Source organism: Catenuloplanes nepalensis (assembly GCF_030811575.1).
Lineage (GTDB): Bacteria > Actinomycetota > Actinomycetes > Mycobacteriales > Micromonosporaceae > Catenuloplanes > Catenuloplanes nepalensis.
Window position 1 is genome coordinate 7,947,624 of record NZ_JAUSRA010000001.1, and the last position, 19,107, is coordinate 7,966,730.

Annotated in this window: 17 protein-coding genes; 11 read left to right on the forward strand and 6 right to left on the reverse strand. The window is 72.3% G+C overall.

Going from position 1 to position 19,107, the window contains the following annotated elements:
• On the forward strand, positions 1-1,218 hold the full coding sequence (locus J2S43_RS34405) for a hypothetical protein (protein WP_306836279.1): 1,218 nt from the start codon (positions 1-3) through the stop codon (positions 1,216-1,218).
• Positions 1,219-1,318: 100 nt separating this feature from the next.
• On the opposite strand, the gene J2S43_RS34410 is transcribed toward J2S43_RS34405, so the two are convergent.
• A complete protein-coding gene (locus tag J2S43_RS34410; protein ID WP_306836281.1) occupies positions 1,319-1,570 on the reverse strand; it encodes a hypothetical protein in 252 nt (83 codons plus the stop codon).
• A 311-nt stretch (positions 1,571-1,881) separates the two neighbouring features.
• Between J2S43_RS34410 and pdhA the strand changes: the two genes are divergently transcribed.
• The 6 genes from pdhA (at position 1,882) to J2S43_RS34440 (ending at position 11,305) form a co-directional block, all read left to right on the forward strand.
• The gene (gene pdhA / locus J2S43_RS34415) at positions 1,882-2,994 is read left to right on the forward strand and encodes a pyruvate dehydrogenase (acetyl-transferring) E1 component subunit alpha (protein ID WP_306836283.1); all 1,113 of its coding nucleotides are present in this window, start codon (positions 1,882-1,884) and stop codon (positions 2,992-2,994) included.
• Entirely contained in the window at positions 2,994-3,974 is a 981-nt protein-coding gene (locus J2S43_RS34420; protein WP_306836285.1) for an alpha-ketoacid dehydrogenase subunit beta, read from the forward strand. The genes pdhA and J2S43_RS34420 overlap by 1 nt, the downstream gene beginning before the upstream one ends.
• 6 nt (positions 3,975-3,980) lie before the next feature.
• The gene (locus J2S43_RS34425; RefSeq protein WP_306836287.1) at positions 3,981-5,333 is read left to right on the forward strand and encodes a dihydrolipoamide acetyltransferase family protein; all 1,353 of its coding nucleotides are present in this window, start codon (positions 3,981-3,983) and stop codon (positions 5,331-5,333) included.
• A 210-nt stretch (positions 5,334-5,543) separates the two neighbouring features.
• Positions 5,544-5,681: a hypothetical protein gene (locus tag J2S43_RS34430; protein ID WP_306836288.1), complete on the forward strand. Its 138-nt coding sequence runs from the start codon at positions 5,544-5,546 to the stop codon at positions 5,679-5,681.
• A 410-nt stretch (positions 5,682-6,091) separates the two neighbouring features.
• Positions 6,092-9,427, forward strand: a complete 3,336-nt coding sequence (locus J2S43_RS34435) for a hypothetical protein (RefSeq protein ID WP_306836290.1) — start codon at positions 6,092-6,094, stop codon at positions 9,425-9,427.
• A gap of 48 nt (positions 9,428-9,475) precedes the next feature.
• Complete coding sequence (locus J2S43_RS34440; RefSeq protein WP_306836291.1) at positions 9,476-11,305, forward strand: NHL domain-containing thioredoxin family protein; 1,830 nt, start codon at positions 9,476-9,478, stop codon at positions 11,303-11,305.
• Between the two features lie 343 nt (positions 11,306-11,648).
• Here the strand turns inward: J2S43_RS34440 and J2S43_RS34445 are convergent, their stop codons facing one another.
• Complete coding sequence (locus tag J2S43_RS34445; protein WP_306836293.1) at positions 11,649-12,398, reverse strand: LamB/YcsF family protein; 750 nt, start codon at positions 12,396-12,398, stop codon at positions 11,649-11,651.
• Between the two features lie 92 nt (positions 12,399-12,490).
• Here J2S43_RS34445 and trhA point away from each other — a divergent pair, with 92 nt between their 5' ends.
• On the forward strand, positions 12,491-13,168 hold the full coding sequence (gene trhA / locus J2S43_RS34450; protein WP_306836294.1) for a PAQR family membrane homeostasis protein TrhA: 678 nt from the start codon (positions 12,491-12,493) through the stop codon (positions 13,166-13,168).
• A 139-nt stretch (positions 13,169-13,307) separates the two neighbouring features.
• Here the strand turns inward: trhA and J2S43_RS34455 are convergent, their stop codons facing one another.
• Complete coding sequence (locus J2S43_RS34455; RefSeq protein WP_306836295.1) at positions 13,308-13,625, reverse strand: DUF6458 family protein; 318 nt, start codon at positions 13,623-13,625, stop codon at positions 13,308-13,310.
• A 140-nt stretch (positions 13,626-13,765) separates the two neighbouring features.
• On the opposite strand from J2S43_RS34455, the gene J2S43_RS34460 reads away from it, so the two are divergent.
• Entirely contained in the window at positions 13,766-14,278 is a 513-nt protein-coding gene (locus J2S43_RS34460) for a SixA phosphatase family protein (protein ID WP_306836297.1), read from the forward strand.
• 108 nt (positions 14,279-14,386) lie between these two features.
• Here J2S43_RS34460 and J2S43_RS34465 read toward each other — a convergent pair whose 3' ends face one another.
• Together J2S43_RS34465 and J2S43_RS34470 are read right to left on the reverse strand one after the other, a co-directional pair.
• The gene (locus tag J2S43_RS34465; protein WP_306836299.1) at positions 14,387-14,668 is read right to left on the reverse strand and encodes a DUF6458 family protein; all 282 of its coding nucleotides are present in this window, start codon (positions 14,666-14,668) and stop codon (positions 14,387-14,389) included.
• 117 nt (positions 14,669-14,785) lie between these two features.
• Positions 14,786-16,642 carry an acyl-CoA dehydrogenase gene (locus J2S43_RS34470; RefSeq protein ID WP_306836301.1) on the reverse strand — a complete coding sequence of 619 codons (1,857 nt, stop codon included), beginning with the start codon at positions 16,640-16,642 and terminating at the stop codon, positions 14,786-14,788.
• 273 nt (positions 16,643-16,915) lie between these two features.
• Here J2S43_RS34470 and J2S43_RS34475 point away from each other — a divergent pair, with 273 nt between their 5' ends.
• Positions 16,916-17,137 (forward strand): hypothetical protein, encoded by a 222-nt coding sequence (locus tag J2S43_RS34475; protein ID WP_306836303.1) that lies wholly within the window; start codon positions 16,916-16,918, stop codon positions 17,135-17,137.
• A gap of 5 nt (positions 17,138-17,142) precedes the next feature.
• Here J2S43_RS34475 and J2S43_RS34480 read toward each other — a convergent pair whose 3' ends face one another.
• The gene (locus J2S43_RS34480; protein WP_306836304.1) at positions 17,143-18,246 is read right to left on the reverse strand and encodes a PP2C family protein-serine/threonine phosphatase; all 1,104 of its coding nucleotides are present in this window, start codon (positions 18,244-18,246) and stop codon (positions 17,143-17,145) included.
• 206 nt (positions 18,247-18,452) lie between these two features.
• Here J2S43_RS34480 and J2S43_RS34485 point away from each other — a divergent pair, with 206 nt between their 5' ends.
• A complete protein-coding gene (locus J2S43_RS34485; RefSeq protein WP_306836305.1) occupies positions 18,453-18,995 on the forward strand; it encodes a phosphoribosyltransferase in 543 nt (180 codons plus the stop codon).
• Positions 18,996-19,107 lie beyond the last annotated feature (112 nt).

Genomic DNA, 19,107 nt, shown 5'->3' on the forward strand with positions numbered 1-19,107 from the left:
ATGCCCGCTCCCCGGACGCCGCACGATGCCGTGCTCGAGGCCGCCCGCGACGTCATCAAGCTCGACTGCGCCTACGACGCGGAACTGCTCGGCACCGCGCTGCTGGGCAGCTTCTACGAGCTCGCCGACGAGGCCCGGGCGGAGGCGGTGCGCGCGTTCACCGGCGACTTCCTGGCCGCGACCGCGGACCGCACGGCGCCGGCCGCGACCACGATCCGCCAGATCTTCGCGGCGCTGGTCCCGGACGCGAAGGGCGCGTCCGCGGTGCGGCCCGGCCCGGCCGCGCCGACCTGGACGCCGCTGCTCGGCCGCGTCCGCAGCACCGGCACCTGGGCGTACGGCGACGTCTACGGCGACCAGACGACGTACATCGCGGCGTTCGCCTACGACGACGAGGCGCTCGGCGGGCCGGAGCACGCGGTGGTCGCGCTGGTCGACCACAACATCGGCATCGTGAAGGACGTCTTCGTCAGCGGCTCGGCGGAGAAGATCGTCGCGCAGGTCCGCGCGCTGTGCGCCACGGACGAGCTGACCTGGTTCCGCGACGAGGCGCCGGAGCGGCTGCGCGAGCAGGTCGTCCGGCATCTCGCGATCACCGACGAGCTGTCCAGCCTGCCGGCCGCGTCGTCCCTGGCCACCGACCGTGCGCTGGCCGGTGCCCGGCTGGCCGTGCTGCCCGGTGACTCGGTCGAGATGCCCGGCGTCACGCCGATGCCCGACGGCGCCCGGTCCGCGCTGATCGCCGACTTCCTGCGCTCCCCGGAGGCGGAGTCGCAGCAGCTCGACCTGGTGGAGACGGAGGCGGAGCGCTCATCGCTGCAGTTCGGCGTGGCGCTGGTGGTGGACCACGCGGCCACGCTGCCGGACGCGGACCCGCTGCGCTGGAGCCCGGCCGTGGCCGGCTTCTTCCTGCTGGACTGGGTGCACCGGCGCGCGGTGCTGGACGTGGACGACGCCGCGATGCTGCCCCGCGTGGTGCGCGCCTGGACGGCGTACGCGCATCGGCGCCGTGAGCTGCCGGACGCCGCGGTCACCGCGTCGATCGCGCAGCTGGAAGATCTCATCCCGGAGTTCGTGCGGCTCTACACGACCGGCGAGCAGCGCAGCCCGGCCACGGCCGCGGTGGCGCAGCTGCTGGCCGAGGGCGTGGACCCGCAGGACCCGGACGCGCTGGAGGCCTGGCTCGAAGCCCGCCGCCAGCCCCCCACCGAGGACTGACCGCCGGCAGCCCCCCACCGAGACTGACCGCGGTCAGTCCCCCACCGGGACTGACCGCCGCCAGTCGCCCGCCGAGGACTGAGCGTGACCAGGGTCCTGATCACGGGTGGTGGACGATCACCACCGGCGGGCCGAGCACGATCGGTGCCGGGGACGGCGGGGCGAGGAACGGCACCACCGGACCGGCCGGGACCGCTGAGGTCCGGGCCAGCGCGGCCGCGCCCGCGTGGAGGACGGCCAGCACCGGCAGCGAGGCGAGCGCCACCAGCAACATCACCGTGGCCGCGAAACGCCGCGACGACCCGGTGAGCCCGGGCGCGCGATGCCGGCCCGGCCGGAACGACCGCGACATCCCGCCACCTCCAGCCTCACGCTCGGTTCCGCAGTAGTAACGGTAAGTTGGTCATATAGGCACGATTTGTACGAAATATCGATGTTTAGTGGGTTGGTCGAAACAACGGCGACATATTCGCGCACGCAGAGATCTGTAATCCAGCTCACCTTCTTGCAAGGATGGGGGCAGCACCCCTCCCCGGCCCGCGCGGCAAGCCCTCACCAGGGCTAGGCGCGACCCGGGGAAACCCGCTGCCCACCGGGCAGGGCGGATCGAGCGGCGCGCCGCAGGACACCCCCGGACGCGCCCCGGCTCACAGGGAGACGCTCATGGCTCGAGACGACGACACGCTCGTCCAACTCCTGACCCCCGACGGTGAACGCGTCGACCGGGCCGTCGGGCCGGACGGCGTCGAATACTCCGTCGACCTCACCGACGACGAATACCGCGGGTTCTACCGCGACCTGGTGACGGTCCGCCGGCTGGACGCGGAGGCGACCGCGTTGCAGCGACAGGGCGAGCTGGGCATCTGGGCCAGCCTGCTCGGCCAGGAGGCGGCGCAGGTCGGGTCCGGCCGCGCGTTGCGCCCGAAGGACATGGTCTTCCCGACCTATCGTGAGCACGGCGTCCTCTACTGCCGCGGGATCGACCCGATCATGCCGCTCAGCCTGTTCCGCGGCGTCGACCAGGGCGCCTGGGATCCGCACGAGACCCGCTGCGGGATGTACACGATCGTCATCGGCGCGCAGACGCTGCACGCCACCGGCTACGCCATGGGCATCACGATGGACGGCAAGGTCGGCGGTGACGACGGCGAGGCCGCGATCGCCTACTTCGGGGACGGCGCCACCTCGCAGGGCGACGTGAACGAGGCGTTCATCTGGTCCGCCGTCTACACCGCGCCGGTCGTCTTCTTCTGCCAGAACAATCAGTACGCGATCTCCGAGCCGATCGAACGCCAGACTCGGGTGCCGCTCTACCAGCGCGCGGCCGGCTTCGGCTTTCCCGGCGTGCGGGTGGACGGCAACGACGTGCTCGCGTCCTACGCGGTCACCCGGCATGCGCTGGACCACGCGCGCAGCGGCCAGGGCCCCACGCTGATCGAGGCGTTCACGTACCGGATGGGTGCGCACACCACCTCGGACGACCCCAGCCGGTACCGGCCACCAGCGGAGGCCGAGGCGTGGCGCTCGCGCGACCCGATCGCCCGGCTCGCCGCGTTCCTCCGCAAGCAGCAGATCGCGGATGACTCCTTCTTCGCCGAGGTCGACGAGCAGGCGAAGGCCGAGGCGGTGCACCTTCGCGAGCGCGTGCTCGCCATCCCGGACCCCGCACCCGACTCGATCTTCGAGAACGTCTACCCGCACGGCTCGCCACTGCTCGACGGCGAGCGTGCGCGGTTCAACGCGTACCGGCAGTCCTTCGAGGGGAGCGCGCACTGATGGCAACGGAGGTTCTGACCCTCGGCAAGGCGCTGAACACCGGTCTCCGGCGCGCTCTCGACCGGGATCCCAAGGTCGTCATCATGGGCGAGGACGTCGGCAAGCTCGGCGGCGTCTTCCGGATCACCGACGGGCTGCAGAAGGACTTCGGCGAGAACCGGGTGATCGACACTCCGCTGGCCGAGTCCGGCATCATCGGCACCGCGGTCGGCCTGGCGCTGCGCGGCTACCGCCCGGTCTGCGAGATCCAGTTCGACGGCTTCGTCTACCCGGCGTACGACCAGATCGTCAGCCAGGTCGCGAAGATGCACTACCGCTCGCGCGGCATGGTCCGGTTGCCGATCGTCATCCGGATCCCGTTCGGCGGCGGCATCGGCGCGGTCGAGCACCACTCCGAGTCCCCCGAGGCGTACTTCGCGCACACCCCCGGCCTCAAGGTCGTGACCTGCTCGAACCCGGCCGACGGCCACACGATGATCCAGCAGGCGATCGCGTCCGACGACCCGATCGTGTTCCTGGAGCCGAAGCGCCGCTACTGGGAGAAGGGCGAGGTCGACGCGGAGGCGGAGGCCTATCCGCTGCACTCCGCGCGGGTGGCCCGGCCGGGCACGGACGTGACCGTGGTGGCGTACGGCCCGATGGTCCGCACCGCGCTCGACGCCGCCACCGCGGCCGCCGAGGACGGGCGCGAGCTGGAGGTGATCGACCTGCGCAGCCTGTCGCCGCTGGATCTGGGCCCGGTCCACGAGTCGGTCCGGCGCACCGGCCGGTGCGTGGTGGTGCACGAGGCGCCGTCGAACGTGGGCCTCGGCGCGGAGATCGCGGCGCGGGTCACCGAGGAGTGCTTCTACTCGCTGGAGTCGCCGGTGCTGCGCGTCACCGGCTTCAACACTCCGTACCCGGCGGCTCGCGTCGAGGAGGAGTACCTGCCCGACCTGGACCGGGTGCTCGACGCCGTCGACCGCACCTACGGCTGGTGAGCGGCGATGACTCGGATCAAGCAGTTCGACCTGCCGGACCTCGGCGAGGGCCTCACCGAGGGGGAGATCCTGAAGTGGCTGGTCGCGGTCGGTGACGATGTCGAGCTGAACCAGCCGATCGTCGAGGTGGAGACCGCGAAGGCGGCGGTGGAGATCCCGGCGAAGTGGGCGGGGCGGGTCAGCGCGCTGTTCTGCGAGGAGGGCGCGGTCGTCGAGGTCGGCACCGCGATCATCGCGATCGACACCGACCCGGGCGCCGGCGACCTGCCGGACCGGCCCGATGCTGACGAGCCCGCGCAGGGTGGCGCTCCCGGCCGTACCCCCGTGCTGGTGGGTTATGGCCCTCGGACGACCGCGGCCAAGCGGCGTCCCCGGCGCACCCAGCCCTCCGCCACCCCGGCGCCTGCGGCGCAGGACCTTTTTACCCCCGCGGGGGTACGGGAGACCGCTCCGGCCGCCGCTCCGCTCGCGCCCGCCGCTCCGGTCGCGGCTGTGATCGCCGGGCCGGTTCTCGCCAAGCCGCCGGTGCGCAAGCTCGCCCGCGATCTCGGGGTGGACCTGCATGTGCTGACCGGCACCGGGCCGCTCGGCTCGATCACTCGGGCGGACGTGCGGAGCGCGATCGAGACACCGGCCGAGCCCGATGTCCGATTTGACGCATCCCGCGAACACCGCGTCCCGGTGAAGGGTGTCCGAAAGCTGACCGCGGCGAACATGGTCGCGTCCGCGTTCACCGCACCGCACGTCACGGAGTTCCTGACCGTCGACGTGACCCGCGGCATGCGCGCGCTGGACCGGCTCCGGGAGCAGCGCGAGTGGCGGGATGTCCGCGTTTCTCCGCTTCTGCTGGTGTCCAAGGCGGTGCTGCTCGCCATCCGCCGGCATCCGATGATCAATTCGTCCTGGACCGGCGACGAGATCGTGGTCAAGGACTACGTGAACCTGGGCATCGCGGCCGCCACCGACCGCGGGCTGATCGTGCCGACCGTCAAGGACGCCGGCCGGCTGTCACTGCGCGAGCTGGCGGACGCACTGAACGAGCTGGTCAGGACCGCTCGCGCGGGCCGGGCCACGCCGTCGGACATGTCCGGCGGCACGTTCACGATCACGAACGTCGGCGTGTACGGGGTGGACGCCGGCACGCCGATCCTGCCGCCCGGGGAGGCCGCGATCCTGGCGTTCGGCGCGGTGCGCGAGACGCCCTGGGTGCACAAGGGCAAGGTCAAGGCACGCCGGGTCACCACGCTCAGCCTCTCGTTCGACCACCGCATCATCGACGGCGAGCTGGGCTCGCTGTTCCTGTCCGACGTCGGCCGGTTCCTCGCCGACCCGGAGGCCGCGCTGCTCGCCTGGAGTTGATCAGCAGCAGCTCGGAGTTCATCCATCGTGCCCCCGCCGACCACTCGGCGGGGGCACGGTCTTTCTTCTGGACATCTCTTCTTCTTCCGACGATCCTTAGGCAAGTGGTCGCGATCACCTCCGAATCGTTGGCCACGGGGATGGATTCGTGCTTGAATGGCGTTACCAGATCGGAAGCAACCGGTCGGAACACCAGGAGTGATGAAAGTCATGAGCATGATCAGCCGGATCCGGGCCGCGCGCGAGACCGCCCGTCGGAACCGCGCGATCGAGCGCGCGCTGCGCTCCGCCAACACCCCGGCGCTGCGCGACGAGATCCTCGCCATCGCCCAGCGTCACTACGGGTAACTCACCAACCTCGCTCCGTTGACCCGCGCGGCCGCACCTGAGGCCCGGGTAACACGGAAGTCCTCGGCCCGCCGGGTGACCGCGCCTGAAATGTCGGCGCGGACCGCCCCGGCGGGCCGTCGCGTATCCGGGTCCGTATTTCCGACCTGCTATGGCGCCCGGTACGGTTGGGCACGGTCGCCACTTCAAGGCCATCCGTGTGTCTTCCCTCCGGCACCTGTCGTCGGGGAGCATCGAGGCGGCGAGGCGCGACCGCTCGGCACGACCACGGATCACGTGGTCGCCGACCAGGCCGCCACAGTCCGGCGATCAACCACTGGACTGTCGGCGACAAGGTCGCTGAGCTGCTGCTCGGCACAGCCGAGGCCCTGGCCAGGCGACCCGGCCGACACGCGACGGAGGAGGCGCAGATGACGTCCGAGGGCCTGCACAAGGCCGGCGACGAGCCGGCTGAGGCGGCGCCGGGCACCGGTGGCACGCCGCCACCGGATGGCGCCGACAGCTTCAACCCGTACCGTTCCGGTGGGCACGTGCCGCCGCAGCAGCCCGCGGCCGGTGCCGCGCCGGCGCCCGGCATGCCCCAGCGCGGCATCGCGTCCGCCGGGGTTCCCCGATGGCCGTCCACGCCCTCCCCGCGCCCGGAGACCGGCGCCGACGGCGGCGCGAACGAGTGGCCGAGCCAGACCTCGTGGTCACCGAACGTGACCTCCGAGCCGCCGGCCCCGGCCAACTGGGGCCCCTCCCCCGAGTCGTCCGCGCCCGCGCAGTCGCGCTGGGCGCCGGCCGCGCCGGACCCGTCGGCCGAGCAGCCGCGCTCGTTCGGTGGCGGCTCCACGCCCGGCTTCGGCGGCCGGGCCAGCGTCTCCGGCGCGGCCTCGGTGCCGCCGCCCGCACCGGCCACCCCGCCGTCCACGTTCGGTGCCGAGCCCGCGCCGTACAACCCCTACGGCCAGCCCGGCACCAACGACGAGGGCGAGTCGTACGCGGAGGCCACCCAGCACTGGAAGGGCAACGCCTACCCCGGCGCCGACCAGGCCTCCCGGCAGCAGCCCGGCGCGTCGTCCTGGGGTGCCCCGGCCGAGCCGGCGCAGCCCTCGTGGGGCACCGCCCAGCCCGCTCAGCCCGCCTACGAGCGCAGCGGCCTGCCGCCGGAGGCCTGGGCGCCGGCCTCCCCGGCCACGGACGCGCCCGTCTCCGGCAGCGGATCCGCCGACCCGAACGCGTCCGGCCGGCACGGCCTGCCGCAGCGTGCGCCCGGCCAGTTCGAGCCGCCGTCGGAGAGTTCCTACAGCGGTTTCGACCTGTCCAAGCGCGGCGGTGCCGCGCCCACCCCCGGTGCCGCGCCCACCCCCGGTATCGCGTCCGCCCCCGGTGCCGCGTCCGCCCCCGGTGCCGCGTCCGCCCTCGGTGCCGCGTCTGTCCCCGGTGGCGGGCGCGCCCAGGTGCCGCCGTCCCCCGAGGAGTCCGGCGGTTCCGACGGCTTCGGCGCGGGCGCGTTCACTCGCGGTGCGGCCGCCGGCCACCAGGGCGCCGACTCTGCGCCCGAGGAGCAGCAGCCCGAGCCGTGGAACCCGCCGGTCCGGGTGCCGGGCGCGAGCTTCGGGTCCACGCCGCCGCCGGACGACCCGGAAGGCTCCCGCACCTCCATGCCGACCTCGTTCGGCGGCTCGTTCAACGGCTTCGGCCCGAACAACCCGAACTCCACCGGCGCGTTCGGCGAGGCGCCGCCCTCGTCGAGCGGCTTCGGCGCGGCCCCGGCCCCGAGCGAGGGCTTCGGCGCGGCTCCGGCAGGCCGGGGCACCTTCGGCGAGGCCGACAGCGGTTACCGCGAGTCCGGCCCGGCCGGTTACGACGCGCCGGTCTCTCCTTCCACGCCCGCCGAGTCCGGCGCCTTCGGCAACTCCGGCGGCTTCGGCCAAGCCCAGTCAGGCGGCTTCGGCCAGCCTCAGCCCGGCGGCGTCGACCCGTCTCAGCCCGGCGGCTTCGACGCGGCTCAGCCCGGCGGCTTCGACCCGGCGCAGTCCGGCCGGTTCGACCAGGCCCAGCCGGGCGGCTTTGACCAGTCCCAGTCCGGCCGGTTCGACCAGCCGCAGGGCGGCGGGTTCGGCCAGGCGGAGTCCGGTGGCTTCGGCCAGCCGCAGGCCGGTGGGTTCGACCAGGCACAGGCCGGCCGATTCGACCAGCCGCAGGCCGGCGGGTTCGGTCCGGCCGCGTCGGAGGAGAGCCCGGCGAGCGAGGCCGGCCGCTTCGCCGTCCAGCCCGACTTCGGTCCGTCCTACGGCGGGGACCAGCAGCACGACGCGGCCCAGGTGCCGCAGCCGCGCACGCCGTCCGACTTCCCGGCCGCCGCCTCGCCGTACGCGCCACCCGCCAGCGGTTCCGCCGGTGTGGCGCGGGCCGCCGTGGTTCCGCCGTCCGCGTCCGCCGCGGCGCCGTCCGTATCCGCGCCGTCGGCCGATGAGCCGTTCGCCGACGGGCCGGCCGCCGGACGCGCGGTCGCGGGCAGCGCCTCGGTGCCGATGGCCAGCAAGATCACACCGCCGCCGGACGCGCCGATGCCGCCGCCGGTCAGCAAGGGCCAGGCCCGGGTGTACGGCAAGGCAGCCACCCCCGAACCGGACGAGTCGTCCCCGATCTCGGGCGCGCCGGTCAGCGGCACACCGATCTCCGGCTCGCCGGTCTCCGGTTCCCCGGTGTCCGGCGGCCCGCCGGTCTCCGGTGGTTCCCCGGCCTGGGGCGGCTACGACGCGCCGCCCGCGCCCGCGGTCCCCGGCGGGTTCGCACCGCCGCACCAGGAGCACGGGCCGGTCAACGGCTTCGCGCACGGCCGGCAGCGCGAGGAGCCACCGGCCGACGCGCAGCCGCCACACTTCGCGGTCGGCGGCGGCCTGCCGTACCCCGGCCAGGTCGTCGACGGCCGGTCGATCGATCCGCGTGGCCCGATGGGCGGCGACCGTGGCTTCGACGACCAGGGCGACGGCTTCCCCGGCGCGCCCGGACCCGGCTTCGGAACCGCCGGACAGCGCAACGACGGCTTCGGCCCGCGCAACGACGGCTTCAATGACGGCTTCGGCGCACCCCCGCTCGCCCCGTCCCAGCACGAGGGCTTCGGCGCGTCTCCGCAGCAGCACGAGGGCTTCGGCGCTCAGCAGCAGCACGAGGGCTTCGGCGCGCCGCACGACGACGCGTCGTTCGGCCCCGGGCCGGGTGCCGGTGGTCCGCCGTCGTTCGGCAGCAACACGGCCGTGTTCGGCAGCGCGCCCGGCGGATTCGGTGGCGGGCAGGGCGGATTCGGTGGTCAGGGCGGATTCGACGACCCGGGTGAGTCCGGCCAGGACGCGTTCGACAAGTTCAAGGCCGCGGAGCCGGAGCCGGCGAAGGACCCGCTGCCCCCGCCGAAGAAGGGCGGCAACGGCGGCGTGCTGATCGCGGTGGTCATCGTGGCCGCGTTGCTCGTGCTGGTCCCGCTGCTGCTGGTCTGGCTGATCTCGTCCTCGCAGGACGACTCCGCGGCCTCGTTCGACGTGCCGGTCGGCGGTTGCGTGCAGGAGAGCAGCGGCCAGCCGGTCGTCGCCGAGTGCGCGGAGCCGGGCGCGTTCACGGTCGTGTCCCGCGCGCCGAGCAAGGATCAGTGCACGGATCAGTCCCAGCCGTTCATCGAGATCCGGACCGGTGGCGAGGTGCTCTGCCTGGCCCCGGCCGTCCCGGCGCCCGGCGGCGAGTCCGCGCCCGCCACCACCGGCTGAGCCACCGCACAACCGGCGGCACGCCGCCCGCACCACGAACGAGGAACGATGAGCGACACACCGCAGGGCCGGGTCCGCGCGCCCGAGCTCCGGGGCCGGGGCTGGCTGAACACCGGCGGCACCGACCTGACGCTGGCCGGGCTCCGCGGGAAGATCGTCGTCCTGGACTTCTGGACGTTCTGCTGCATCAACTGCCTGCACGTGCTGGACGAGCTCCGGCCGCTGGAGGAGAAGTACGGCGACGTCCTGGTCATCATCGGTGTGCACTCGCCGAAGTTCGAGCACGAGCGCGACCCGGACGCGCTGGCCGCGGCCGTGGAGCGCTACGGCGTACCCCATCCGGTCCTTGATGATCCTGATCTGCTGATGTGGCAGCAGTACGCGGCGAAGGCCTGGCCGACGCTCGCGGTCGTCGACCCGGAGGGCTACCTGGTCGCGTCGATGGCCGGCGAGGGCCACGCGGAGGGCCTGGCCCGGCTGGTCGACCAGCTGATCGCCACGCACGACGCGAAGGGCACGCTGCGCCGCGGCGACAGCCCGTACGTGCCGCCGGCCGAGGCCGAGACCCCGCTGCGCTTCCCCGGCAAGGCCATCCCGCTGCCGAACGGAAACCTGCTGGTCAGCGACTCGGCCCGGCACTCGCTGGCCGAGGTCACGCCGGACGGCGACGTGGTCCGGCGGATCGGCACCGGCGCCCGCGGCCGCTCCGACGACGCCCCGTCGTTCTCCGAGCCGCAGGGCCTCTGCCTGCTCCCGCCGCACACCGCCGAGGTCGCCGGCTACGACGTGGTCGTCGCCGACACGGTCAACCACCTGCTCCGCGGCGTGCGCCTGTCGGACGGCACGGTCACCACGATCGCCGGCAGCGGCCGCCAGTGGCGGTCCGCACCGGACGGCCACGCCCACGACGCGCTCGCGGTCGACCTCTCCTCACCGTGGGACGTGGCCTGGTTCGGCGAGAAGGTCATCGTCGCGATGGCCGGCATCCACCAGCTCTGGTGGTTCGACCCGATCAAGCGCACCGCCGGGGTCTACGCCGGCACCACGGTCGAGGCGCTGCGCGACGGCCCGCTCCCCGACGTCTGGATGGCCCAGCCTTCCGGCCTCTCCGTCTCCGCCGACGGCACCCGCCTGTGGATCGCCGACAGCGAGACCTCCGCGCTCCGCTTCGTCGCGGACGACGAGCTGCACACCGCCGTCGGCCAGGGCCTCTTCGACTTCGGCCACATGGACGGCCCGGCCGCCCAGGCGCTGCTGCAGCACCCGCTCGGCGTCTGCGCGCTCCCGGACGGCTCCGTGCTGATCGCCGACACCTACAACGGAGCGGTCCGCCGCTACTCCCCGGACACCGACGAGGTCACCACGGTCGACCGCGGCCTCGCCGAGCCGAGCGACCTGGTCCTCACGGACGACGGCGCGGTCCTGGTGGTCGAGTCCGCAGCACACCGCCTGACCCGGCTCGCGCCCGGCGCCCTGGAGGCCGCCGGCGTCTCCACGGACGGCACCCGCCATCGCACCGAGCGCCCCGCGACCCCGCTCGCCCCCGGCGACGCCACCCTGGACATCATCTTCACCCCGGCCCCCGGCCAGAAGCTGGACGAGACGTTCGGCCCGTCCACCCGCCTCGTCGTCAGCGCCTCCCCGCCGGAACTGCTCCTCGACGGCGCCGGCACCACCACCGGCCTCTCCCGCACGCTGCGCCTCAACCCGGACGTCCCGGCCGGCGTCCTCCAGGTCGTGGCCCAGGCCGCCACCTGCGACATCGACGCCGAACACGCGGCCTGCCACCTCACCCGCCAGGACTGGGGCGTCCCCATCACCATCACCCCGGGCGCCCCGTCCCGCCTCCCGCTCATCCTGCGCGGCCTGGACGGCTGAGCGGGTTTCCCGCTTCCGGCGTGGCCGCTTCCCACTGCTCCCGCGGGCACCGGCCGGCCGCAACAGGCAAGCGGTACTCCGGCCGGGGCGGCAGTGGGCTCCCGCATGTGTCGTGGTGGCCGGAGCGGCCTTCGGTCACCGGGCCGGGTGCCCCGACCCGCGAGGAGCCGAACGCGCCGCGCCTCGCGCGACGTGCTCCGAGAATCGTCGCGGTTCTTACCCGCCCACAGCGAATCCGGCTCCGACGCGGCGTCCGGAGCGCCGGCGGAGGCCGCCGCGAGGTCTGCCCGCGGGAGCACACGGACCGCACCACGCCGGAAGCGGGAAATCCGCCCTTGGACCTCTAGGCGAAGGCAGCGAGGGAGAGGTCGGCGTCGAGGAGGGAGGCGCGGACGCGGCGGGCGAGGTCGACCGCGCCGGCCGTGTCGCCGTGCAGGCAGATGGACTCGACCTGGCAGGGGATGACGGTGCCGTCGATGGCGGTGACGGTGTGCTCGACCGCCATCTGGACCACCCGGTCGGCGACCGCGGCGGAGTTGTGGATGACCGCGTCGGGATTCGTGCGGGGGACGAGGCGGCCGTCGGGCAGGTAGGCGCGGTCGGCGAAACCCTCGCCGACGACGCGGAGACCGGCGTCGGCGGCGAGGCGGGCGAGCACCGAGCCGGGCTGGCACAGCACCGGAAGTCCGGCGTCGTAGTCGGTGATCGCGTCCACCACGGCGCCCGCCTGCCCCTCGTCGACCGCGGCCGTGTTGTAGAGCGCGCCGTGCGGCTTGACGTAGCGAACCCGGTCGCCGGCCACGCGGGCGAAGCCGTCGAGCGCCGCGATCTGGTAGATGATCTCGTCGCGCAGGTCCTCACGGCGGTACTCGATCCGGCGACGCCCGAAGCCGGCCAGGTCGCGGTAGCCGACCTGGGCGCCGATCGCCACGCCCCGGTCGGCCGCGGCCGTGCACACCGCGCGCATGATGGACGGGTCGCCGCCGTGGAAGCCGCAGGCGACGTTCGCGGAGGTCACCAGGTCCAGCAGTGCCTCGTCGTCACCCAACTGCCAGACGCCGAAGCCCTCACCGAGGTCAGCATTGAGGTCCATGGCTTCGCACGGTAGTCTGCCGGGCGCGACACTCCAAGCCGGTGAGCCGCTTCACTACTTCAAGGTAACTTACGGTGCCGTAACCTGGTCGTGTGACCACCAAAGCCCCGGCTCGCCTCAAGCCGCTGGACCTCGGCAAACCCCGCCTCCGCGGCTGGTTGCACTTCTACGCGTTCTTCGTCGCGTTGGTCTGCGGCATCGTCCTCTGCTCACTCGCGCTGACCCGTCCGGGCTGGACACCGGTGCTCAGCTGCGCCGTCTACAGCCTGACGGTCTGTGGCCTGTTCGGCACGAGCGCGCTCTATCATCGGCGTGTCTGGAGCCCGCGCGGCTACCAGATCATGCGCCGGATGGACCACTCGATGATCTTCGTGTTCATCGCCGGTACGTACACCCCGTTCTGCCTGCTGCTCCTGCCCTCGCCGAAGTCGGAGATCCTGCTCGGCGTCGTCTGGGGTGGCGCGCTTCTCGGCGTGGCGATGAAGATGATCTGGCCGCATCTGCCGCGCTGGGTCGGCGCGCCGCTCTACATCGCGCTCGGCTGGGTCGCGGTCGCGGTCCTGCCGGACATCCTGCACAGGGGCGGCGTCGCGGCGCTGGTCCTGCTGATCGTCGGCGGCGTGATGTACAGCGTCGGCGCCGTGCTCTACGCGGTGCGCCGGCCGAACCCGTGGCCCACGGTCTTCGGCCACCACGAGTTCTTCCATGCCTGCACCCTCGTCGCCGCCGTCTGCCACCACATCGCCATCTACTTCGCGCTCTTCGCTTGAGTTCCCGGTCGTCGGCTGGGGCGCTCTCGGGCGATGCCGATACCACCGATCCTCGAAGGCGGGGAGAGCACCGGCGTCGTGGCGTCCCACGCGAAGAGCCCGCAGCGATCGCTGCGGGCTCTTCGTGGAACATCGTGAGTTACAGCTGCTGACGACGCACCCGGTACTGCTCCTCGACGACCCGGTCCTCGACCGGGGCGGCGACCGGAGGTGCGACGTGCGTGTGCGGCGGCGCGGTCGCCGGGTGCGGCGGCGCGGGGACGTGACCGTCGGGGGTGGTCGCGACCGGACGGCGACGGCTCTGCCAGAACCACACGGTCGTGGCGAGGCCCACGAGGCCGGCGAGCATCAGGACCCAGCCGACCACAGCGATGTCGATCCACCCCAGGTCGAACTCGATGGCGAACGCGAAGATCGCCCCGAGCGCGATGAGGAAGATACTTGCTCCGAAACCCACTTCTCGTCCTCCTTGGCTGACGGCCGGACCGGATGGACCGGCGCATTGCCGAGTCGTGGGACTGAGGCCTGGATGCCGACCCACGGTTGAGTGATGGCTTACCCACCCGTCACGATTGTCAATCAGGCAAGCTGTACCGCGTGACGTCTCGAACCCTGGTCCTGCTCCGCCACGCCAAAGCCGACCGCCCGGACGGTGTCGGCGACCTCGAACGCCCGCTGACCGAGCGCGGTCACGCGGACGCGGCCGCCGCCGGAGCCTGGCTCGCCCACCACGGCTACGCACCCGACCTGGTGATCTGCTCGCCCGCGCGGCGGACCCGGCAGACCTGGCACGGCGTGGCGGTCGCGATGGCGGAGGCCTCGGCCGATCTGGGCGCGCCCGCGGTGCGATACGAGCCCGGCCTCTACGCGGAGGGCCACCACGCGCTGCTCAGCGTGGTCAAGGCGGTGCCGGCGGAGACCTCGGCGGTGTTGCTCGTCGGCCACAACCCGGACATCTCGCTGCTCTCCACGATGCTCGACCCGGACGGCGCCGGCGACTCGGACGGCCTGCGCACCAGCGGCCTGGCCGTGCACCGCTTCACCGGCGAGTGGTCGTCGCTCGGCGCGGGCGCCGCCGCGGTGGCCGACACGCACACCGCCCGCGGCTGATCCCCCACTCCGGTGATCCAGGCGTCATTGACGTCGTTCTGACGACATGAACTGCGCCTGGATCACGGGCTGAAGAGCGCACCCGGCGATGCGCGGGGTTGAGGGGCCTCAGCCCGGTGGTGCCGGTGGGTGCCGGATCTCGATCTCGGAATCCGCGCCGAGCGGGGCGGCCGGATGGGCCAGGCGGGTCTCGTCGACCACGTCCATCGGGCCCAGCGCGCGGTTCCGGCGATCCTTCCAGTACCACATGGTGATCAACAGCGCGGACGTGCCGGCCAGCATCAGGACCCAGCCGACCACGTTGAGATCCAGCCAGGCCGGCTCCACGTGGACCGCGAAGGCCAGGATGGCGCCGACTGCGATGAGGAAGATTCCTCCGCCAATGCCCATGTGCACTCCCCCGTGCCAGGAGATTTCAGGCTATATCGGCATACGGCCGCGTGCAGGGCACTGCCAGAATCAAGAAGCAGCGGGGGTACGCGTACCCCCGCTGCTTCTTGAAAGGTCTTAGAACTGGTCCTCCGGGACCTCCATGACGTCGAGCGTGGCGCCCTGCACGATCCGGCGGTCCGCACCGAGCCGGGGCAGCACCTCGCGGGCGAAGAACCGCGCGGCCGCGACCTTGCCCTCGTAGAACGCCTTGTCCGCGGTCGACACCTCGCCGGACAGCGCGCGGAGCGCGACGTCGGCCTGCTTCTGCAGCAGCCAGCCGACCACCACGTCACCGAGCGCGAGCAGCACCCGGCGCGAGTGCAGACCGACCTTGTAGAGCTCCTCGGGCTTGCCGCCCTGGGCCGCGCCGAGCCAGCCGGTGATCGCGCCGAGCATCGCCTGCAGCTCACCGAGCGACTTGCCGAGCAGCAGGCGCTCCTCCTTGAGCCGGCCGTTGCCGCCCTCGGCCTCGATGAACGCCTGGATCTCGCCGGCCACCCGCATCAGCGACGCGCCGTTGTCCCGGACGATCTTGCGGAAGACCAGGTCGAGGCTCTGGATCGCGGTGGTGCCCTCGTAGAGCGTGTCGATCTTCGAGTCGCGGACGTACTGCTCCAGCGGGTAGTCCTGCAGGAAGCCGGAGCCGCCGAACGTCTGCAGCGACTCGTGGCCGAGCAGCTCGTACGCCCGCTCCGAACCGACGCCCTTGACCAGCGGGAGTAGCAGGTCGTTGACCCTCTTACCGACCGCGGCGGTCTCTGCGTCACCGGCCGCCTCCGCCTTCGCGACCGTGTCCTGCCAGGTGGCGGTGTAGAGCACGAGCGCGCGCAGGCCCTCCGCGTACGCCTTCTGCAGCATCAGCGAGCGGCGCACGTCCGGGTGCTTGATGATCTCGACGCGCGGCGCGGTCTTGTCGGCCTGACGGAGCAGGTCGGCGCCCTGCTGGCGGCTCTTCGCGTACTCCAGCGCGTTGAGGTAGCCGCTGGAGAGCGTCGCGATCGCCTTCGTGCCGACCATCATCCGCGCGTACTCGATGATCAGGAACATCTGGCGGATGCCCTGGTGCACCTCGCCGAGCAGCCAGCCCTTGGCCGGTGTGCCGTGCTCGCCGAACGTCAGCTCGCAGGTGTTGGAGACCTTGATCCCCATCTTGTGCTCGATGTTGGTGGCGTAGACGCCGTTGCGCTCGCCCAGTTCACCGGTCTCCGCGTCGAAGTGGAACTTCGGCACGATGAACAGCGACAGGCCCTTGGTGCCCGGCCCGCCCACACCCTCGACGCCGACCGGGCGCGCCAGCACGTAGTGGATGATGTTGTCGGTCAGGTCGTGCTCGCCGGACGTGATGAAGCGCTTGACGCCCTCGATGTGCCAGGAGCCGTCCGGCTGCGGGATCGCCCGGGCGCGGCCGGCGCCGACGTCGGAGCCGGCGTCCGGCTCGGTCAGCACCATGGTCGAGCCCCACTGCTTCTCGATGAACAGCTCGGCCCACTTCCTCTGCTCCTCGGTGCCCTCCACGTGCGCTATGTGCGCGAACGAGGGACCGGAGGAGTACATCCAGAGCGGCGCGTTCGCCCCGAGCACCATCTCCGCGATCGCCCACCAGACCGCGCGCGGTGCGGGCGTGCCGCCGAGCGCCTCCGGCAGGTCCAGCCGCCAGAACTCGGCCTCCATCCACGCCCGATACGACTTCTTGAACGACTCGGGCAGCGGCGCGGTGTGCGTGGCCGGGTCGAAGACCGGCGGGTTCCGATCGGAGTCGGTGTAGCTGGCGCCGAGGTCCTCCTCGGCCAGCCGCCGCATCTCGGCCAGGATGTCCCGGACCGTGTCGACGTCGAACTCCGCGTACGGAGCGACGCCGAACGACCGGTCGGCGCCGAACACCTCGAACAGGTTGAACTCGAGGTCTCGCAGGTTGCTCTTGTAGTGACTCATGGGCGGCAGCCCCCGCTTCACGCTCGTTACCGGTCAGTAATAGGAGGGTATTACCGACGGGTAAGTACGGACAAGGCCGTGAACAAAGTGACCACGGCCACACGGGCCGCACCATCGACCGCGATTCACCCTTTTTGCGGTATTTCCCGAGTGACCTCACCCATGAGGTCAAGCCGCCGCGCCGAAAGGACCACAACCTGGGCCGAGTCCATCTCGTTGGCACGTTCGAAGCGCCGCTCGGCGTGCGGGCCGGGCCATCGTCGGGGAGGACCCATGCTGCTCAGCAACCTCAGGGACGCACTGAACCTCAGGGACGCACTGCGCCAGATACGCCAGGAGCCGGACGGGTACGAGCGGGGCTACATCGGCCGGCATCGCGCGCCGGAGGAGCCGGACGAGGCGCCGACCACCATGCTCCCGCCGGTCACGGTGAGCACGCCGATCATTCCCGGCCCGCTGCCGGTGCCGTCACCACGCACCGCGCCCGCGACCTAGAGCGGTCATGCGCCGGCGGCACCGACCTCCCAGCTCGGCATGGCCGCGCTGGCGACGGGCCTGGGCCCGGTGTACTCCATCAGCACCAGCGCGATGTCGTCGTCCAACCGACCGTGCACCCACTCGTGCAGCGCGGCCTCCAGCGAGGCCAGACCGTCCCCGACCGTGCCGTGCCCGACCAGCTGCCAGGCGCGGTCGGCCGTCGGGAAGAACTCCCCCTCCCGGCGAGCCTCGCCGAGGCCGTCCGTGAAGAGCAGCAACCGGTCGCCGGGCTCCAGCCGCTCCACGCGCGGCTGGGCCTCCGGCCGGAACCCCAGCGGCGGCACGGGTGCCGGCGGGTCCAGCGCGATCACCTTGCCGCGCCGAAGCAGCAGCGGGGACGGGTGTCCACAGTTCACGATCGTCAGCGTGCCGCCGCGCTCCTCGACCAGCACCGCGGTCACGAAGTCCTCGTCGCCGACGCTGCGAGCAACCGCACGATCAAGATCTGCCACCACGGTACGGAGATCGCCGCGCTCGAACGCGACATGCCGGTACGACCCGAGGACGATGCTGGCGAGCCGAACCGCGTCCAGCCCTTTGCCGCGCACGTCACCGATGATCATCCGTACCCCATAGGGGGTGTCCAGCGCCTCGTAGAGGTCGCCGCCGATGTCCGCGGCCGCGGTCGCGGAGATGTAACGACCGGCCACCGCGAGCGTGCCCACGTGCGGCCCGATCGGTCGCAGCACCGCCTGCTGCGCGACCTGCGCCAGCTTGAACAGCTCGTCGATGCGGCGGGCCTGCCGGTCGCGGATGGTCGCCACCGCGGCCGCGATGCCGGTGGACAGCCCGACACCGACCACATTGATCGCGGCGGGGAACGACGGGTCGGAGATCACGAAGGCGGCACCGACCACGGTGGCCAGCGCGCCGATGATCAGCACCACGCGCCACGAGGCGAACGCCGCGGCCAGGAACGGCGCGGCCGCGACCAGGCCGACATAGCTCGCATTGGGGCCGTCGGCCAGCTCGATCACGGAGACGAGCGCGAGCAGCGCGACGGCCGCGCCGAGGCCGGCGCGGGATCCTGGGCTGATCGGGCCGCGGCCCGCGAAGAAGCTGTGCATTGGTCCGGACCCAGCATGCCTGATCGACCGACGGGACTGCACCGACTTGCCCCCTAGTCTGATGCCGATTTGGCCGTCCGGTGGGGTGGTGGCGTCACCTGGTTGTCGCCCGATCGGGTAAACCCTTGTGAGGCGTCTCCGGTCTCTCCAACGCTTTCGCCGGCCCGGTAGGTTGCCGCGTTGCGCCGCAAGAGCAAGATGATCTGGTGTCGTCGGACCTTACCACCGCACTGATCGGTGCATTTCGCTGGAACGACCCGGGGCAGGACTTTCCGCACCTGGTCAGTGACCTCTCCGGCTGGTGGCGCTCGCCGGAGATCCTGCACGCGCTGGGCCCGGCGATGGCCGGCCTCTTCCCGGACTCCGACCTGACGGTGGTGGTCGCGCCCGAGGTCACCGGCTTCATCGTCGGCCCGCTGGTCGCGGTCGCGCTGGAGGTCGGCTTCGTGGAGGCGTACAAGGGCGGTCACTCCCCGGTCGCCGAGCCGATGACCTGGGCTCATGCCGCGCCGGACCACAAGGGCCGGCGGCTGTCGCTCGGCGTGCGCACCCGCCAGCTGCGCCCCGGCGACCGCGCGCTGATCGTCGACGACTGGATCACCACGGGCGCCCAGTCCCGCGCGCTCGGCGAGATCGTCACCGCGTGCGGCGCCGTCCCGATCGGCACCGCAGCGATCGTCGCCGAGTGCACGCCCGAGGTCACGGCCGAGTTGCGCGTCCGAAGTCTGCTCCGGGCCGAGCAACTTTAGGCCTTATGCGCGTTATCTCATTCGTTGGGTCATCTGCGGAAGACGCTGCGTGATCGACCAGTGTGGACGATGATCTCCAGGTCTCTATCGATCTCCACGAATCGGTCTCACC

Excerpts from the sequence above, each read along its gene's own strand:
- J2S43_RS34405 (WP_306836279.1), top strand. The coding sequence starts at position 1 with ATGCCCGCTCCCCGGACGCCGCACGATGCCGTGCTCGAGGCCGCCCGC.
- J2S43_RS34410 (WP_306836281.1), bottom strand. The coding sequence starts at position 1,570 with ATGTCGCGGTCGTTCCGGCCGGGCCGGCATCGCGCGCCCGGGCTCACC.
- pdhA (WP_306836283.1), top strand. The coding sequence starts at position 1,882 with ATGGCTCGAGACGACGACACGCTCGTCCAACTCCTGACCCCCGACGGT.
- J2S43_RS34420 (WP_306836285.1), top strand. The coding sequence starts at position 2,994 with ATGGCAACGGAGGTTCTGACCCTCGGCAAGGCGCTGAACACCGGTCTC.
- J2S43_RS34425 (WP_306836287.1), top strand. The coding sequence starts at position 3,981 with ATGACTCGGATCAAGCAGTTCGACCTGCCGGACCTCGGCGAGGGCCTC.
- J2S43_RS34430 (WP_306836288.1), top strand. The coding sequence starts at position 5,544 with ATGAGCATGATCAGCCGGATCCGGGCCGCGCGCGAGACCGCCCGTCGG.
- J2S43_RS34435 (WP_306836290.1), top strand. The coding sequence starts at position 6,092 with ATGACGTCCGAGGGCCTGCACAAGGCCGGCGACGAGCCGGCTGAGGCG.
- J2S43_RS34440 (WP_306836291.1), top strand. The coding sequence starts at position 9,476 with ATGAGCGACACACCGCAGGGCCGGGTCCGCGCGCCCGAGCTCCGGGGC.
- J2S43_RS34445 (WP_306836293.1), bottom strand. The coding sequence starts at position 12,398 with ATGGACCTCAATGCTGACCTCGGTGAGGGCTTCGGCGTCTGGCAGTTG.
- J2S43_RS34465 (WP_306836299.1), bottom strand. The coding sequence starts at position 14,668 with ATGGGCATTGGCGGAGGAATCTTCCTCATCGCAGTCGGCGCCATCCTG.
- J2S43_RS34470 (WP_306836301.1), bottom strand. The coding sequence starts at position 16,642 with ATGAGTCACTACAAGAGCAACCTGCGAGACCTCGAGTTCAACCTGTTC.
- J2S43_RS34475 (WP_306836303.1), top strand. The coding sequence starts at position 16,916 with ATGCTGCTCAGCAACCTCAGGGACGCACTGAACCTCAGGGACGCACTG.
- J2S43_RS34480 (WP_306836304.1), bottom strand. The coding sequence starts at position 18,246 with ATGCACAGCTTCTTCGCGGGCCGCGGCCCGATCAGCCCAGGATCCCGC.